Annotated in this window: 13 protein-coding genes; all 13 read left to right on the forward strand. The window is 52.0% G+C overall.

The features are described from left to right. Positions 1-4: 4 nt before the first annotated feature. The 13 genes from RB298_RS22135 (at position 5) to RB298_RS22195 (ending at position 17,175) form a co-directional block, all read left to right on the forward strand. Positions 5-1,144, forward strand: a complete 1,140-nt coding sequence (locus tag RB298_RS22135; protein WP_486048606.1) for a 1-deoxy-D-xylulose-5-phosphate reductoisomerase — start codon at positions 5-7, stop codon at positions 1,142-1,144. Positions 1,145-1,281: 137 nt separating this feature from the next. Then, positions 1,282-2,550, forward strand: coding sequence for an RIP metalloprotease RseP (gene rseP / locus RB298_RS22140; protein WP_374705884.1), 1,269 nt, complete (start codon positions 1,282-1,284; stop codon positions 2,548-2,550). Positions 2,551-2,771: 221 nt separating this feature from the next. Then, positions 2,772-4,229, forward strand: coding sequence for a proline--tRNA ligase (proS, locus tag RB298_RS22145; protein ID WP_009594764.1), 1,458 nt, complete (start codon positions 2,772-2,774; stop codon positions 4,227-4,229). A 250-nt stretch (positions 4,230-4,479) separates the two neighbouring features. Then, positions 4,480-8,796: a PolC-type DNA polymerase III gene (locus tag RB298_RS22150; RefSeq protein WP_096774502.1), complete on the forward strand. Its 4,317-nt coding sequence runs from the start codon at positions 4,480-4,482 to the stop codon at positions 8,794-8,796. 179 nt (positions 8,797-8,975) lie between these two features. After that, positions 8,976-9,437 (forward strand): ribosome maturation factor RimP, encoded by a 462-nt coding sequence (rimP, locus tag RB298_RS22155; protein WP_009594781.1) that lies wholly within the window; start codon positions 8,976-8,978, stop codon positions 9,435-9,437. A 32-nt stretch (positions 9,438-9,469) separates the two neighbouring features. Next, positions 9,470-10,567 carry a transcription termination factor NusA gene (gene nusA / locus RB298_RS22160; RefSeq protein WP_009594773.1) on the forward strand — a complete coding sequence of 366 codons (1,098 nt, stop codon included), beginning with the start codon at positions 9,470-9,472 and terminating at the stop codon, positions 10,565-10,567. 25 nt (positions 10,568-10,592) lie between these two features. Next, positions 10,593-10,904, forward strand: coding sequence for an RNase P modulator RnpM (rnpM, locus tag RB298_RS22165; RefSeq protein ID WP_009594698.1), 312 nt, complete (start codon positions 10,593-10,595; stop codon positions 10,902-10,904). Further along, positions 10,897-11,220, forward strand: a complete 324-nt coding sequence (locus RB298_RS22170) for a YlxQ family RNA-binding protein (RefSeq protein ID WP_175320809.1) — start codon at positions 10,897-10,899, stop codon at positions 11,218-11,220. The genes rnpM and RB298_RS22170 overlap by 8 nt, the downstream gene beginning before the upstream one ends. After that, complete coding sequence (infB, locus tag RB298_RS22175; RefSeq protein WP_192571287.1) at positions 11,213-13,897, forward strand: translation initiation factor IF-2; 2,685 nt, start codon at positions 11,213-11,215, stop codon at positions 13,895-13,897. The genes RB298_RS22170 and infB overlap by 8 nt, the downstream gene beginning before the upstream one ends. A 19-nt stretch (positions 13,898-13,916) precedes the next feature. Beyond that, positions 13,917-14,270 (forward strand): 30S ribosome-binding factor RbfA, encoded by a 354-nt coding sequence (gene rbfA / locus RB298_RS22180; RefSeq protein WP_090908225.1) that lies wholly within the window; start codon positions 13,917-13,919, stop codon positions 14,268-14,270. A gap of 30 nt (positions 14,271-14,300) precedes the next feature. Further along, on the forward strand, positions 14,301-15,278 hold the full coding sequence (locus tag RB298_RS22185) for a DHH family phosphoesterase (protein WP_096774500.1): 978 nt from the start codon (positions 14,301-14,303) through the stop codon (positions 15,276-15,278). After that, a complete protein-coding gene (gene truB / locus RB298_RS22190; protein ID WP_213579185.1) occupies positions 15,275-16,186 on the forward strand; it encodes a tRNA pseudouridine(55) synthase TruB in 912 nt (303 codons plus the stop codon). Before RB298_RS22185 ends, truB begins: the two co-directional genes overlap by 4 nt. Positions 16,187-16,221: 35 nt before the next feature. After that, positions 16,222-17,175 (forward strand): bifunctional riboflavin kinase/FAD synthetase, encoded by a 954-nt coding sequence (locus RB298_RS22195; RefSeq protein ID WP_096774498.1) that lies wholly within the window; start codon positions 16,222-16,224, stop codon positions 17,173-17,175. Positions 17,176-17,278 lie beyond the last annotated feature (103 nt).

Here is a 17,278-nt window from a genome sequence, read left to right on the forward strand (position 1 = left end):
GAGCATGAAGAAGATCAGCGTACTCGGCTCCACGGGCTCCATTGGCACCCAAACCTTGGATGTGGTGAGGAAGCACCGGGAACAATTTCAGATTGAAGGCTTGGCTGCGGGGAGCAATAAGGAATTGCTGCTTCAGCAGGTTCAGGAGTTTTCTCCGCGAAAAGTGTCCGTTGCGACGAAAGAGCTTGCTGACAGTTTAAGGCATGATCTTCCTGCCGGAACCGAAGTGTTTCATGGCCATGAAGGCCTGATCGAGATTGCGGCAGCGACAGACGCGGAGCTGGTCGTTACTGCGGTCGTTGGAAGTTTGGGCCTTTCTTCTACGCTTGCGGCCATTAACGAGGGGAAGACGATCGGGCTTGCCAACAAGGAAACATTGGTTACCGCAGGTCACCTGGTTACCGCTCAAGCCGCTGCAAAAGGGGTAAAGCTCTTGCCGATCGACAGTGAACATTCCGCCATATTCCAATGCTTGAACGGAGAACGGCATGAAGATATCGAACGGATTACGCTGACCGCTTCCGGCGGGTCGTTCCGGGATTACACCCGCGATCAGCTGGTCAACGTTACGGTGGAGGATGCACTCAAGCATCCAAACTGGTCCATGGGCGCCAAAATCACGATCGATTCCGCGACCATGGTCAATAAAGGGCTTGAGGTCATTGAAGCGCATTGGTTGTACGGCATACCGTACGACAATGTTTCCGTGCTTCTCCACCCGGAAAGCATCATCCATTCTTTTGTGGAGTTCCGCGATTCCAGCATTATCGCGCAGCTCGGCAACCCGGACATGCGGGTCCCGATTCAATATGCGCTGACTTATCCCGAGCGGTGGTCTTCGCCTGCACCAAGGCTCTCCTTGGCAGAAGCAGGAAAGCTGCACTTCCGGGAAATGGACCTTGAGCGTTTTCCTTGTTTAAGGCTCGCTTATGAATGTGGTAAAATGGGTGGTACAGCGCCAACGGTATTCAATGCGGCCAATGAAATCGCGGTCGCCCGCTTTCTCCGCGGCGAAATCTCTTTTCTGCGAATCGAAGAGATTATCGAGGAAGTGCTGCATAGTCACCATAACGTGCCGGAACCGGCGCTGGAGACGATTGAAGAGAATGATCGGATTGCACGTGAAATAGCTTCCCGACTATAAGTTTTGAAGTGTTTTTGAAATCTCCCTTGAAAAAAAGCGGACAGCTTGTGATTCTCTTGTGGACGACAGGAGAATAATGATAATCTATAGGGACATACTGCGTTCTCAGAGGAAAAGGGGGATGTAAAGAATTGGAAATGGTTCGGGTCGTTTTTTTAACGGTGCTCATGTTTTTTGTGATCGTTACCGTGCACGAATGGGGTCACTATTATTTTGCCCGGCGTGCCGGAATCTTGGTACGCGAGTTCGCGATTGGATTTGGTCCTAAGCTGTTCTCATATAAACGCCATGAAACGCAGTTCACGCTTCGTCTTCTCCCGTTCGGCGGATATGCCCGCATGGCCGGAGAAGATCCGGAACTTGTCGAGATTCAGCCCGGTCAGACGATTGCGGTTCGAGTGAATGCAGAGAATCAAGTGAAAAAGATTTATCTGGATCAACTCGACAACCGTAAAAATGTCATTCGCGGCGAAGTCCAGTTTATCGACATGGTGGACCGTTTGTCGGTGAGGCTTGATGTGGATGGTGAATTTCAGCAGTACGAGATCCATCCGCAAGCATTAACGGTAGCTAAAGGTGTCGAGACGCAGATCGCACCGAGAGACCGCCAGTTCGGCAGCAAGACCGTCGGCCAAAGAGCGCTTGCGATATTTGCCGGCCCTGTCATGAACTTTATTTTGGCCTTCGTGCTGTTTGCCCTTCACATTCAGATGGCCGGTATACCGGTCGAGAATCCAACCTACGTACAGATAGGCGAGATTACGAAAGGCATGCCAGCAGACGAAGCCAATCTGAAAGAGGGCGACATCATCGAGAGCATCAACGGAACGGCGATTGGGGCCGATTATCAGAAGATGATCGAATTGATTGCGGCCTCCAAGGACAAGCCGATGGAATGGACCGTACGTCGAGGAGAGGAATCTTTCGATTTGACGTTGACGCCTCGGACCATGGAGGGCCAGGAAGGCGGCAAGGTCGGGATCGTTCCTGAGCTTCCTACCCGATCCGCAGGGCTTGGAGAGACGATTACCGGCTCCGGGACGGCGATGGTTGACACCACCAATATTATTTTCCAGGGCTTCAGACAGTTGATTCAGAAGTTTTCCATGGATGATTTAGGCGGTCCTGTGCGCACCTTTGAGGTCACGGGTCAAATCGCCAAACAGGGTATCGAACAGCTGACCTATTGGGCGGCCATTCTAAGCTTGTACCTGGGCATATTCAACCTGCTGCCGATTCCGGCGCTGGATGGAAGCCGGCTCGTATTCTTGGGGATCGAGGCATTACGGGGCAAGCCGGTTGACCCGAACAGGGAAGGCATGGTTCACTTTATCGGGTTTGCGATGCTGTTCCTATTAATGATTGCCGTCACCTATAACGATATTTTGCGTTTGATCAACGGATAGACCTTAAGGTACGGCTCGGTGCGCCAGCCGCGACGAAAGCCGTACCTTTTTCTATTGTTAGCAGAGTTTCACGCATAACGATATCCAGCATGGAGTTCTATAACACAGGGCGGGTTTTATAGCCGCGGCCCGTTCACACATATCGCCAATAACGTCCAGTCAAGCCGCCTGAATGAACGGCTTAGACCACGCGTTTTATTAATGGGAGGAACACGATTTATATGTCTAAGGAATCGAAGGATAAACAATTCGTGACGGAGATCACGCCGCAAGGAGAAGATTTCTCGCGCTGGTACATTGATGTCATCAAAAAAGCGGACTTGATGGATTATTCCCCAGTCCGGGGCTGCATCGTCTTTAAACCGGACGGTTATGAAATTTGGGAGCATATCCAGGCGGAGCTGGATCGGCGCTTTAAGGCAACGGGACATCGGAACGCTTATTTCCCGTTGTTCATTCCGGAGAGCTTTTTCCAGAAAGAGAAGGAGCATGTGGAAGGTTTCAATCCAGAGCTGCCTTGGGTGACCGAAGCGGCGGGCGAGAAGCTTGAAGAGCGTCTGGCTATTCGTCCGACTTCCGAAACGATGTTCGGGCACATGTATTCCAAATGGATTCAATCCTATCGTGATCTTCCTGTGCTGATCAATCAGTGGGCCAACGTGGTGCGCTGGGAGAAACGCACGCTGCCGTTCCTCCGCACCAGCGAGTTTTTATGGCAAGAGGGGCATACCGCTCATGAAACGGAAGCGGAAGCAAGAGGGGAAACCATGCAAATGCTCGATATCTATCAGCAATTCGTAGAGGACTATCTCGCGATTCCGGTGATCAAGGGGCAGAAGACGCCTTCGGAGAAATTCGCGGGTGCCGTGGACACGTTCTCCATCGAAGCGATGATGAAAGACGGTCGGGCTGTACAAGCAGGCACATCACACTACATGGGTACCAATTTCTCGCAAGCTTTCGATATTCAATATTTGAACCGTGAAAATACGCTGGAATACGCACATACGACTTCCTGGGGAGTCAGCACGCGTCTTATCGGCTCCTTGATCATGGTCCATGGGGACGACCGGGGCTTGGTGCTTCCTCCAAAAGTTGCGCCGACTCAAGTAATCATGATTCCAATCGGGCCTCCGAAGACGAGAGACGCCGTCGTGGGCCGTACGGACGAGCTGTTCCGTGAACTGAAATCCGCCGGGATCCGCGTACGGGTGGACGACAATCCGGATGTGCGTCCAGGCTGGAAATTCAATGAGTACGAAATGCGCGGCGTTCCGGTTCGTCTGGAGATCGGGCCTCGTGATATGGAGAATGGCGTCTGCGTGCTCGTTTCCCGCATTACGGGCGAGAAGAAGGTTGTGGAGCAGGCCAACCTGATCCAGGAAGTGCAGAGCATGCTGGAGCAGGTGCATCAGGAAATGTTCGATCGTGCAAAGCAGTTCCGCGAGGATCATTTCTATTCCGTGGAGACGCTGGATGAAATGAAGGACAGCATGGAGGACAAGCGCGGGTTTACTTTGGCAGGATGGTGCGGTTCGGAGGCTTGCGAAGACACCGTGAAGCAAGAAACCGGCGCGACGAGCAGAAACATTCCGTTTGAACCGGCCGAGAACAAAACGAAGTGTCTCGTATGCGGCGAGGATGCGAAGCATACGGTGCTGTTCGCGAGAGCGTACTAGGAATTCGATATTATGAGTTTCCGACTTGCATCACGAAGGGCAATTTTTCGTCCGCGTCGGGGATTCATCATCTGGAGTAAGCTTCCGGATGGCAGTATGACGGACGCTCTCTTTCTCGGGGCAGGACGATGGAGTGCTGCCGGCGGAAGCTTTATTCTGTTTTTTATCCGCTAAACGCGGTCTGTCTTCTGTGGATGTAGGTCGATAGAAGTTTTTTTTACAGCTTTATGTTATGCAGGGGGAGGGAACCATGGGCACGACTGAAGATAAAAGGAAGCGATTTGAACTGCTGATCAAGCAGGGAGAAGTTCCGGCCAATCTGGTGGAACCCTATTTTTTAGACGGTGTGATTGAACAAGTAGAGACCAGCAGGAACAGCAAGGACTGGAGGATAACCGTTCAGAAGGAGACCTTGGTCCCGGCCGAAGTTTATCGCACATTTTGCCTGAGGATTCAGGAGAAGATGGGACATATCGCTAAGATCAAATTTGTGTTCCGGTATGGAAGCGGCGTTCCGGAGGCCGATATCGTGCAGGAGTATTGGGGCTTGTTTCTGGAGTGGGCACACCGGGAGATTCCATCGGTCAATGGCTGGATGACTAGGGCGAAACACGAGGTGGAAGACGGGCAGGTCCTTCTCTCCATGTCGGATGGCATGTCGCTTGAACTTGCCCGCAAGAAACAGATCGATACCGCCATAACCCGATTCTTCGGGCAGTACTTCGATCTGACACTGCGCGTGAAGATGCAGGTCGGCGATAACGGCCAGGCCGCTTACGAGGAGTTCGAGCAGAGGAAGCGCGAGGAAGAGCGCGAGGTTATCGAACAGATCATGAGCAGCATGGAAGCGGAGCTGGATGCCGAGGACGAGGAAGAAGGCGAGATTCGGCTGCAGGTCGGATATGATATCAAGGATCAGCCGGTTTCGATCCAGGAGATCCAGGACGAAGAGAAGAAAATTACGATCCAGGGTACCATTTTCGGGTTGGACCGCAAGGAGCTCCGAAACGGCAGCACGCTGTTTACCTTCAACTTAACCGATTTCAGCGATTCCTTGCAGATGAAGATGTTTGGCAAAACGAAGGATGACTTGAAGGTCCTGAGCCTTCTTGAGAACGGCAAATGGGTGAAGGCACGCGGACGCGTGGAATATGACCGGTTTATGCAGGTGCCGGAGCTGGTCATGATCCCGTCCGACCTCAATGAAGTCAAGGCGCCCCCTTCCCGCAAGGATAACGCTGCCGAGAAGCGGGTGGAATTCCATCTCCATACCACTATGAGCACGATGGATGCGGTCACGCCGATCGACCGGTACATCAAAACCGCGGCCGCCTGGGGACATAAAGCGATTGCCGTAAGTGATCACGGCGGCGTGCAGTGTTATCCTGACGCAGCCAAGAACGCCAAGAAACATGGAATCAAAATGATGTACGGCATCGAGGCCAATGTCGTGAATGATGCCGTTAACATCGTGGAACAGGCACAGCCGATTGAGCTGAGCAGCGCGACTTACGTGGTATTCGATATTGAAACCACGGGTTTGTCCATCACCGCGAACAAGATCATCGAGCTTGCAGCCGTGAAGATGCACGAAGGCAAGGAGATTGGCAGGTACGCCACGTTTGTTAATCCGCACGAGCGAATTCCGTATCATATCCAGCAATTGACGAACATCAATGACGATATGGTCAAGGATGCTCCTGAACTGGAGCCGGTACTGAAGGAATTTGTTGAATTCGTCGGCGATGGCGTGCTCGTGGCTCACAACGCGCGGTTTGACATGGGGTTCATTCAGGCAGCACTCAAGAATGCAGGCATGGACACGCTGGAGAATCCGTATTTGGATACGCTGGAGCTGGCCCGACTGGTGCATCCGGGACTTAAGAATCACCGCCTTAACACATTGGCGGATAAGTACAAGGTGCTGCTGGAAAGCCATCACCGCGCGATCGACGATACAATTGCGCTGGCGGGAATCCTGAACGGGCTCCTCAGCGACGTAGACAAAACCAAAGGCGTGAAGATGCTGGACCGTCTTAATGATTACGTGGGCATGGACCTGTCCAATACCCGTCCGTTCCATTGCGGGATTTACGCTTTGAACATGACGGGCAAGAAGAATCTGTACAAACTGGTCTCCATGTCGCATACCGAATATTTCAAGCGGGTGCCCTGCATCCCGAAATCCAAGCTCCAAGAGATGCGGGACGGACTCCTGGTGCTGTCCGGCTGCGAAAAAGGGGAGTTCTTCGAAACGGTGCTGAACAAGACGGAGGAGGAAGCCGAAGAGATTGCAGGCTTTTACGACGTTTTGGAAATCCAGCCGTTGACGATGTATATGCATTTGGTGGACAAAGGCCTGGTAGGCAGCCCCGAAGAGATCAAAACCGCGATTTCCAAAGTCGTGCGCATCGGCGAAAAGCTGAACAAACCGGTCATTGCTACAGGGAATGTGCACTATCTGGAACCGCGGGACAAGCTGTTCCGGGACATTACCATCCATGGCATTACCGGCTTCAGCCCGCTCAAGGATATGCGCAAGCCAGACGCGCATTTTCGGACGACGGAAGAGATGCTGCAAGAGTTCGAGTTTTTGGGTCAGGACAAATGCTATGAAGTCGTGGTGACGAACACAAGCGAATTGGCCGACCGTTTTGAAGATTTGGAACTGTTCCCGGATAAGCTGTTTACGCCGATCCTGGAGGGAGCCGACGAAGAAATTCGCAACACCTGCTACGACACGGCCAAGTCGATCTATGGGGAGAACCTGCCCGAGGTCGTTGTGGCCCGGTTGGAGAAAGAGCTGGAGCCGATTATTAGATACGGCTTCTCCGCGAACTATCTGATTTCCGAGAAGCTGGTGAAAAAATCGAATCGGGACGGCTATTTGGTTGGTTCCCGGGGTTCCGTTGGCTCCTCCGTCGTTGCGACGTTCCTCGGCATATCCGAGGTTAACCCGCTGCCAGCGCATTACATTTGCTTGAACAGTGACTGCAAGCACAGCGAATGGTTCCTGGACGGCAGCGTGCCGAGCGGATTCGACTTGCCGGACAAGGCTTGTCCGGAATGCGGAAACATGATGAAGGGCGAAGGACAGGATATCCCGTTCGAAACCTTCCTGGGCTTCAAAGGGGATAAGGTTCCCGATATCGATTTGAACTTCTCCGGCGAATATCAACCGCATGCCCATAATTTCACCAAGGAGATGTTCGGCGAGAAGAACGTATTCCGTGCCGGTACCATCGGCACCGTGGCGGAGAAGACGGCGTTCGGCTTTGCCAAGAAATACGAGGAGCACAACAACAAGCGCTGGCGCGGCGCGGAATTAAACCGGCTGGCGTCAGGCTGTACCGGCGTCAAGCGAAGCACGGGCCAGCATCCCGGCGGTATTGTCGTTGTGCCGGACTACATCGAGGTTGAAGAGATAACGCCTGTGCAGTACCCTGCCGATGACGTCAACGCGGAGTGGAAAACGACGCATTTCGATTACCATGCCTTTGAAGCGAATTTGCTCAAGCTGGATATTCTCGGACACGATGATCCGACGATGATGAGAATGCTCCAGGATTTGACCGGAGTGGACCCAACGACCATCCCGATGAACGATCCGAAAGTGATGAGCATGTTCAATTCAACGGAGGCGCTGGGCGTGAAGCCGGAGCAAATACGCTCGCCGGTGGCCACCTTCGGCGTGCCGGAGATGGGGACCAAGTTCGTGCGCCAGATGCTGGTGGAGTCGCAGCCGTCGAGTTTTGCTGACCTTTTGCAAATCTCGGGACTTTCACATGGAACCGGCGTATGGCTCGGCAACGCACAAGAGCTCATCAAGAATGGAACCTGCAACATCAAAACCGTTATCGGTTGCCGCGATGACATCATGCTGTTCCTGATTTACAAGGCCGGCATGGACGCGAGCCTCGCGTTTAAGATTACGGAAAGCGTGCGTAAAGGCCGGGGGTTGTCCCAGGAATGGATCGACGAGATGAAGAAATGCAAAGTGCCGCAGTGGTACATTGATTCCTGTCTCAAAATCCAGTACATGTTCCCGAAAGCCCACGCCGCCGCATATGTTATTTCAGCGGTGCGAACGGCTTACTTCAAGCTGTATTATCCGATTGAATATTACGCAACCTACTTCTCGGTCCGCGCCGAGGATTTTGATATCGAATTATGCTGTCAGGGCTATGAGGCGATCTATCGCCGGATTGAAGAGATCGAGCAGCTCGGCTTCGGGGCGAGCCCGAAGGAAAAAGGCATGCTGCCGATTCTGGAGATGGCGCTGGAAATGACGGCAAGGGGCTTCTCATTCAAGAACATCGATTTGTATCAATCCGACGCCTTGAAATTCAAGGTGGATGGAGACTCGCTCATTCCGCCGTTCTCGGCGCTTGCGGGAATCGGCGATAACGCTGCCCGCAATATTGCCGCCGCGCGTGAATTCGGAGAATTCCTCTCCATCGAGGATTTCCAGCAAAAATCGAAGGCAAGCAAAACCGCCGTGGAGCTGTTGACCCAAATGGGATGCTTCCGCGGTCTGCCGGAGAGCAACCAGTTGTCATTGTTCTGATTCTTGTCATTCTTTCATGGCCGTGACGCCTTGACAGTCAAGGAGTCATACTTGTCACTATTACCAGACTATGTTATAATTTTTTTGGTAATCATGGAGATAAAACCGTTGTGTAAAGAGTGGGGCAACCCACTCTTTACTCTTTGGTATATAGGAAATCAACTTGGAGGTTATGTTCTTTGAGCACATCAAAGATTAAAACGACTGTGGAAGAAATGGTGCAGCCGTATTTGGACGAACACGGCTTTGAACTGGTAGATGTGGAATACGTTAAGGAAGGAAGCAACTGGTTCTTGCGCGTGTTTGTTGATAAGGACGGCGGCATTGACATTGACGATTGCGGTTTAATCAGTGAACACCTGAGCCAGAAGCTGGACGAGAACGATCCGATTCCGACGGCTTATTTTCTTGAAGTCTCTTCTCCTGGCGCGGAACGTCCCCTGAAGAAAAAAGAGGATGTTGCGAAGTCGGTCGGCAAGAACGTGTTTGTTACGGTATACGAGCCGATTAACGGGTTGAAGGAGTTTGAAGGCAAGCTGGAATCCTTTGATAACGAGGAGCTGGTCATTCAGACCGCGAAGAAGCAGCACGTGATTCCATATGCAAAAGTAGCCAGTGCCAGATTGGCCATCATTTTTTAAACGGAAGTTTTGAAAGGGGGAACCGATTTTCAATGAGTATGGATTTTATTGAAGCGATGAATGAGTTGGAAAGAGAGAAGGGCATCAGCAAGGATGTGCTGTTTGAAGCCATTGAAGCGGCACTGATCTCAAGTTACAAGCGCAATTTCAACACCGCGCAAAATGTACGGGTAGACATGAATCGCAACACGGGTGTTATCAAGGTGTTCGCACGGAAGCTGATCGTGGACGAGGTTCTGGATCCGCGCACTGAAATTTCGCTGCATGCCGCACGTGAGATCAATCCGCATTTTCAGATCGAAGATATAGCGGAAATCGAGGTTACGCCGCGTGATTTCGGACGGATCGCCGCTCAAACGGCAAAGCAGGTTGTTACCCAGCGCATTAGAGAAGCCGAACGCGGCCTGATCTACAGCGCTTTTATTGACAAGGAAGACGATATCGTTACGGGTACGCTGCAGCGTCAGGATTTGCGCAACATCTATATCGACCTTGGCAAGATCGAAGCGGCGCTGCCGCTTACCGAGCTTATGCCCAACGAGAAGTTCAAGCATGGCGACCGGATCAAAGCGTACATTACGAAGGTTGAGAACACAACCAAAGGGCCGCAGATTATGCTGTCCCGTACGCATCCGGGCCTTTTGAAGCGCCTGTTCGAGCTGGAAGTGCCGGAAATTTTCGACGGCGTCGTGGAAATTCGCTCGGTTGCGCGCGAAGCGGGATTCCGCTCCAAAATTGCGGTGTATTCCCGCAACGATGAAGTCGATCCGGTCGGCTCTTGCGTAGGGCCTAAGGGATTGCGCGTACAAACGATTGTCAATGAGCTTCGCGGCGAAAAAATCGACATCGTGCGTTATTCCGACCAGGTCGAAGAATACGTGGCCAATGCGCTGAGCCCATCCAAAGTGCTTGAAGTCCAAGTATTTGAAGATGAGAAGATGGCGCGCGTAATCGTTCCGGATTACCAACTCTCGCTGGCGATAGGGATCAAAGGCCAGAATGCTCGTCTCGCGGCGAAGCTGACCGGCTGGAAGATTGATATTAAGAGCGAAAGTCAGGCGGAGCAGGAATTTGGCAGACCGAAGTCCCAATCAGGTGAAATGCACCAGGATTCCGTCTCTGTCGATTAATTCCAAATGACGGGGGGTTGTCGTCTTGAAACAGAGAAAGATACCGCTGCGTAAATGTGTGGCGTGTCAGGAAATGATGCCGAAGAAAGAGCTCATCCGGATTGTCAGGACTCCCGATGACGCTGTCCTGATCGATCTCACCGGCAAAAAGTCGGGACGGGGAGCGTATCTATGCGGCAAGGTTTCCTGCTTCAAGCTGGCACACAAAAATAAAGCACTGGATCGAGCGTTGAAACAACATGTGAAGCCTGAGATCTACGAACAGTTGGCACAGGATTTCATCAAGGTTGAGGATGAATTCCTGGCTGCAAAAGAGAGTGCTGCCGATGATGAATAGGGCGCTTTCTCAGCTCGGCCTGGCCATGAGGGCAGGCAAGGTGGTTACCGGAGATGAGATCGTGCTCAAAGCCATCCGGTCTTCTGAAGCAAAATTGGTTATTCTGGCGGGTGACGCCTCAGATAATACAACAAAGAAGTTCCGCGACAAATGCGGTTCTTACAATATCCCTCTGGTAATCGGATTTGACCGGGAAAGTCTGGGCACAAGTGTAGGTAAACCCGAGCGGGTTGTGCTGGCAGTTACGGATCAAGGATTCGCAGAAATGATCTCCAAGAAAATGGAGACAATGTCGGAGGTGGAGTATATTGAGTAAACAGGAAAACAAAGACAATAAACTTCGAGTGTACGAATATGCTAAATCGTTGAACATGAGCAGTAAAGAAATTATCACGATCCTTAAGCGTTTGAACGTTCCGGTCAATAACCACATGAGCGTAATGGAAAACGATACGGTGTCGAAGGTAGAGCAGTTCTTCAAAGATATCAAATCGAATGCGGCAGCCAAGCGGGACAGTGGCGACGCTCCCCGAACCGAGAACCGCAAACCTTCGGGTTCCGGAGCGAATGCAGCCGCATCCGTATCCAATGCTAAAACAGAAGGCACTTCCACTAACGTGAGTGCAGACGGCAACCGTAATGGGCAGGACGGTATGCGTCATTCAGGACAACGAGTATCAGGACAACAAGGTCAAAGCCAGCCCAAAAAACAACAGGAAAAGCAGGTAGGTATGAATAGTAGAACGAATTCAAACACACAACATGCTTCAGGTTCCCAGCGTCCCCAAGGAGGGCAGGATACCCGAAGAAACCAATCTGGCTCCGCACAAGGAAGCCAGCAGAATAATCGCAGCCAAGGCTCCAGACCGAGCGGCAGCAGCACGCAGACCGGATCCCGTCCACAAGGCGGAGGTCAAGGCGGCGGGCGTCCGCAAGGCAATAATCAGGGCGGATCGCGTCCGCAAGGCAATAATCAAGGAGGATCGCGTCCGCAGGGCGGCAACAACCAAGGCGGAGCGCGTCCTCAGAGCAAGCCGGGTGGAACCGGAGGCGGATTCTCAGGATCCAATAACAGCAACGGCCAGAACCGAGGTTCCAGAAACAACAATAACAATCGTTCAGATTCCAAGCGTTTTGATGACAACCGTCAGGGAGGATTCCGTGGAAACAATCGCGGTGGCAAGAACAACCGCGGCCGGAATCAACATAATCAGCAGCCGCCTCGTGAGAAAATCGACAACACGCCGAAGAAAATTATCGTCCGTGGCAACATGACCGTCGGTGAAACGGCGAAGCTGCTTCATAAGGACGCTTCCGAAGTCATCAAGAAGCTGATTTTCCTCGGCGTGATGGCCACCATCAACCAGGAGCTGGATATCGATACGATTCTATTGCTGGCTGGCGAATTCGGTGTAGAAGTCGAAGTGAAAATTCCGGTAGAGGAAGATCGTTTTGAGACCGTAGAAGAAAACGATGCTCCGGAAGAACTGAAAGAGCGTCCACCGGTCGTTACGATTATGGGTCACGTTGACCACGGTAAAACGACGCTGCTGGATGCGATCCGTTCCACGAACGTATCTAGTGGCGAAGCTGGCGGAATTACGCAGCATATCGGTGCTTACCAAGTCGAGATCAATAACAAGAAGATTACATTCCTGGATACACCGGGTCACGAAGCGTTTACGGCCATGCGTGCCCGCGGTGCGCAAGTAACGGATATGACGATCATCGTGGTCGCGGCCGACGACGGCGTGATGCCACAGACGGTCGAAGCGATTAACCATGCTAAAGCGGCAGGTTTGCCGATCATCGTTGCCGTGAACAAAATCGATAAGCCGGACGCTAACCCGGATAAAGTCAAACAAGAATTGACGGAATATGAGTTAGTGCCTGAAGAGTGGGGCGGAGATACCATCTTCGTTAACGTTTCGGCGAAACAGCGGATGGGTCTGGAAGACTTGCTTGAAATGATCCTTCTGGTAGCAGAAGTGAACGAATATAAAGCAAACCCTGATAAACGCGCGCGCGGTACCGTGATTGAAGCTGAGCTTGATAAAGGCAGAGGACCGGTAGCCCGCATCCTCGTTCAGCATGGTACGTTGAAAGTGGGCGACGCCTTCGTAGCCGGCAACTGCTTTGGACGTATTCGCGCCATGGTGAACGATAAAGGCCGTCGTTTAAAAGAAGCCGGACCATCTACGCCGGTCGAAATTACCGGTTTGACTGAAGTTCCGGGCGCCGGCGATCCGTTCATGGTGTTCGAGGATGAGCGTAAAGCGCGTAATATCGCGGATAAGCGTGCGATTACCCATCGTCAGTCCGAATTGAACACGAATACGCGGGTGACGCTGGATGATCTCTTCCAGCACATTAAAGACGGCGAAATCAAGGATCTTAACGTGATTATCAAAGGTGACGTGCAAGGTTCCGTCGAGGCCCTGAAAGGTTCCTTGAACAAAATCGAAGTGGAAGGCGTGCGCGTCAAGATTATCCATAGCGGTGCCGGTGCCATCACCGAATCCGATATTATTTTGGCAGCTGCCTCTAACGCGATCGTAATCGGGTTTAACGTTCGTCCTGACGTTCAAGCGAAGCAAACCGCCGAGCAGGAGAAGGTTGATATCCGTCTGCACCGTGTAATATATAATGTAATCGAGGAAATTGAGCAAGCTATGAAGGGGATGCTCGATCCGGAGTATAAAGAATCCGTGATCGGTCATGCGGAAGTCCGCAACACCTTTAAAGTGAGCAAAGTGGGTACGATTGCAGGATGTATGGTGACATCCGGTAAAATTACGCGTAACGCAGAAGCTCGCTTGATCCGTGACGGCATTGTCGTTCATGAAGGCAAGATCGATTCCCTCAAGCGCTTTAAAGATGACGCTAAAGAAGTGGCACAGGGTTACGAGTGCGGTATTACCTTGGTAGGCTATAGCGACGTCAAAGAAGGGGACGTAATCGAAGCCTTCATCATGGAGACGGTAGAGCGCTAACGAATGAGGTGATCAGACCATGGCAAAAATCAGAACTGGGCGCGTAGGCGAGCAGATTAAAAAAGAGCTCAGCCAACTGATCCAAACGGAATTGAAAGACCCGAGAATCGGTTTTATTACCGTGACCGGCGTGGATGTAACTAACGATCTGTCCCAAGCGAAGGTATACCTGAGCGTGCTCGGGGACGACGAGCAGAAGGCGGCTTCCTTGAAAGGGCTGGAGAAGGCAAGCGGCTTCCTCCGATCCGAACTGGGCAAGCGGATTCGCCTCCGGCATGTTCCGGAGCTGATCTTCAAATTCGACGAATCCATTGCTTATGGCAGCCATATTGAGAAGCTGCTGACTGAAATCGTGGATCGCGAAGAGAAATAGAGTAGTTTTTGTTTATAAAGGAGAGGGCGAATGCAGACCTATGAACAAGAGCTGCAGCAGGTGAAGTCGTTTCTGCTGGAGCACGATGATTATTTGGTTGTGTCGCATGTTCAGCCCGATGGAGATGCAGTCAGTTCCACCCTTGCGGTGGGCTGGCTTCTCTCATGTCTGGGCAAGAAATTCACGATGATCAACGAAGGGCCTATCCCGAAGCGCATGAAAAAGCTGTGGCATGCAGAAGACATTCTCAATCTGTCCGAACAGCAGCCGGGAAGGACGTTTTCAAACGTCATTTGCGTGGATTGCGCGGATTTTGCGAGAGTAGGTTATACGCAGCAGGTGTTTGCCGATCATGCGAGCATCGTTAATATTGACCATCATCCAACGAATGATCGTTACGGAGCCGTTAACCTGGTTGTGCCCGAGGCGGCTGCAACCGCAGAAATCCTTTATGATTTGCTGAATTTGTTTGAAATCGATTGGGATGCCGAAATCGCCACTGCGATTTATACCGGATTGTTAACGGATACCGGCGGTTTTCGTTATTCCAATACGTCGCCCAAGGTCATGAGCATGGCTTCCGATCTGTTATCCTATGGCGTGAACGGCCCCGAAATTGCGGAAACGCTGCTTGAGGAAATGACGCTCCCGCAGATGAAGGTGTTGGTTCAGGCGTTAAACACGTTGAGTCTGTCGGATGACGGTAAAATAGCCTGGGTGTACGTAACCCCCGAGCATATGGAACTATGCGGTGCCGTTAGCGAGGATCTTGAAGGGATCGTCAATTATCCCCGAAACATTCAGGGAGTCGAAGTCGGGATCCTGTTCAAATCGCTGAGATCCGGAATGGTCAAGGCGAGTTTGCGTTCAGCCGGCAAAGTGGATGTTGCCGCGTTGGCCCAAATTTTTGGCGGTGGCGGCCATGTCCGGGCGGCAGGGTGCAGCATGGAAGGCTCCCTTCAAGACATCATCCCTAAAGTAGTAGAGCAGGTGAGATTAAAGCTATGACGCAATTAGAAGGCATCTTGGCCGTTCACAAACCGGCCGGATGGACCTCCCACGATGTGGTAGCCAAAGTTCGGGGAATGGTTCGTTTGAAGCGGATCGGACATACCGGGACGCTGGACCCTGAAGTGACGGGCGTGCTTCCGTTATGCTTGGGGAGAGCTACGCGGGTCGTCGAATATCTGCAGGAGCTGCCTAAAGAGTATCATGCGGTCCTCCGCCTTGGATACTCGACCGATACCGAGGATATTACCGGGAATGTGGTGGAGACTGCGGATGAAGTACGCGTGACCAGAGACGAGGCGCTTGAAGCGCTGCAATCTTTTACAGGCCAGATCTCTCAGGTTCCTCCTATGTACTCCGCCGTCAAAATCAACGGCAAACGATTGTACGAGCTTGCCAGAGAAGGCAAGACGGTGGAGCGCAAAAGCCGTACCGTAACGATTCATGAAATCGAGATGACGGACTTTGATGCGGATGGGGAGTATACGGAAATTTCTTTCCGTGTACTGTGCTCCAAAGGTACATACATCCGCACGCTTTGTGTGGATATCGGGAGGAAGCTCGGCCTGCCGTCCGTCATGGTTAAGCTGGTACGTACGATATCGGCGGGAATCACCGAGGCGCAGTGCTTGACCCTAGAGCAAATTGAGCAGTTCATGAAGGATGAAACGCTGCAAACCCGGCTTATTCCGGTGGATCAGGCGATTCATCATCTAGCAAAGCATACGGTTTCCGAAGAGAAGGCGGAGGCCGCGCTGAAGGGGCAACGCTTGTCCTCCAGGGCGGTAGAACCGGCCGTCGACAGTTCGGAGCCTATCCGTTTGTACGATATAAAGGAAAACTTTCTGGGCATCTATAAGCGTCAGGAAGAGACGGGCGCTATCGTTCCCGTGAAAGTATTTTCCTAAGCATGACTGGATTTAGTGAGTGGAGGTGAGAAATCATGAGGATTGTTTCATTATCTTATCCTGTATCTTCCGACATCGTACGAGAAGCTGCCGAGCCCAAGGTAGCGGCAATCGGCCAGTTCGACGGTCTTCACCTGGGACACGCCAGCGTGCTTTCGACCGCTGTCAGCATTGCTCGGGAGAATGGAGTGCCGGCCGCGCTCATTACCTTTTATCCGCACCCGAAGGACGTGATCGGTAAGGGGAGCTACGAAGGCTATCTGACTCCCCAGCCTGACAAGCAGCAGCTGCTCGAGCAGATGGGCATCGATATTCTGTACGTCGTCGAGTTCAATAAAGAATTTTCCCAAGTAAGTCCGGAAGCGTTTGTTGAAGAAATGCTCTTTCCCTTGAATCTTCAAACGGCGGTAGTCGGATTTGATTTCCGGTTCGGCCATAAAGGCGCAGGAGACGCAGTTAAACTTCAGGAACTCGGGGAAGGCAAAATGTCGGTCGTTACGGTACCGCCATTCCTGGTCGACGGCGAGAAGGTAGGAAGTTCATCCATACGGATTGCCTTGAAAACTGGACAGCTGTCGGACGCAAACCGCTGGCTCGGACGGAATTACCACATCCGGGGTACGGTAGTTCACGGGGAGAAGCGGGGAAGAAAGATCGGTTTCCCTACCGCGAACCTGGAGTTGACGGATCCATTCGTGGCGCCTGCATTGGGCGTCTATGCCGTCCGTGCCCGCACGGATAAGCATTACGACTGGATACCGGGCGTCATGAACGTCGGCGTGAAGCCGACGTTCCACGAAGGGATTACTGAACCGATCTTCGAGGTCCATCTGTTTGATTTCGAAGGGGATCTGTACGACCAGATCATGACGGTGGATATCGTTCAATATATCCGCAAGGAGCATAAATTCGAATCGGTTCAGGAGCTTGTGGAATGGATTCAGCGGGATGCCGTCGAGGCCCGCAAAATATTGAATGTCAGCGAATAAACCGTTTTGGGACAAATTGTTCGCAAACGGATTTTCTTTTTCAGGTAAAGTATGCTATACTCTTAGAGGTTGCCCGAGGATCGGGCAATTCTAACCTTGGCTT

This window comes from Priestia sp. BR_2, from assembly GCF_041954005.1.
GTDB classification, from domain to species: Bacteria; Bacillota; Bacilli; order Paenibacillales; family Paenibacillaceae; genus Paenibacillus_AQ; species Paenibacillus_AQ lautus_A.

Excerpts from the sequence above, each read along its gene's own strand:
- truB (WP_213579185.1), top strand. The coding sequence starts at position 15,275 with ATGACGCAATTAGAAGGCATCTTGGCCGTTCACAAACCGGCCGGATGG.
- rseP (WP_374705884.1), top strand. The coding sequence starts at position 1,282 with ATGGTTCGGGTCGTTTTTTTAACGGTGCTCATGTTTTTTGTGATCGTT.
- nusA (WP_009594773.1), top strand. The coding sequence starts at position 9,470 with ATGAGTATGGATTTTATTGAAGCGATGAATGAGTTGGAAAGAGAGAAG.
- RB298_RS22195 (WP_096774498.1), top strand. The coding sequence starts at position 16,222 with ATGAGGATTGTTTCATTATCTTATCCTGTATCTTCCGACATCGTACGA.
- RB298_RS22135 (WP_486048606.1), top strand. The coding sequence starts at position 5 with ATGAAGAAGATCAGCGTACTCGGCTCCACGGGCTCCATTGGCACCCAA.
- RB298_RS22150 (WP_096774502.1), top strand. The coding sequence starts at position 4,480 with ATGGGCACGACTGAAGATAAAAGGAAGCGATTTGAACTGCTGATCAAG.
- RB298_RS22185 (WP_096774500.1), top strand. The coding sequence starts at position 14,301 with ATGCAGACCTATGAACAAGAGCTGCAGCAGGTGAAGTCGTTTCTGCTG.
- RB298_RS22170 (WP_175320809.1), top strand. The coding sequence starts at position 10,897 with ATGAATAGGGCGCTTTCTCAGCTCGGCCTGGCCATGAGGGCAGGCAAG.
- rbfA (WP_090908225.1), top strand. The coding sequence starts at position 13,917 with ATGGCAAAAATCAGAACTGGGCGCGTAGGCGAGCAGATTAAAAAAGAG.
- proS (WP_009594764.1), top strand. The coding sequence starts at position 2,772 with ATGTCTAAGGAATCGAAGGATAAACAATTCGTGACGGAGATCACGCCG.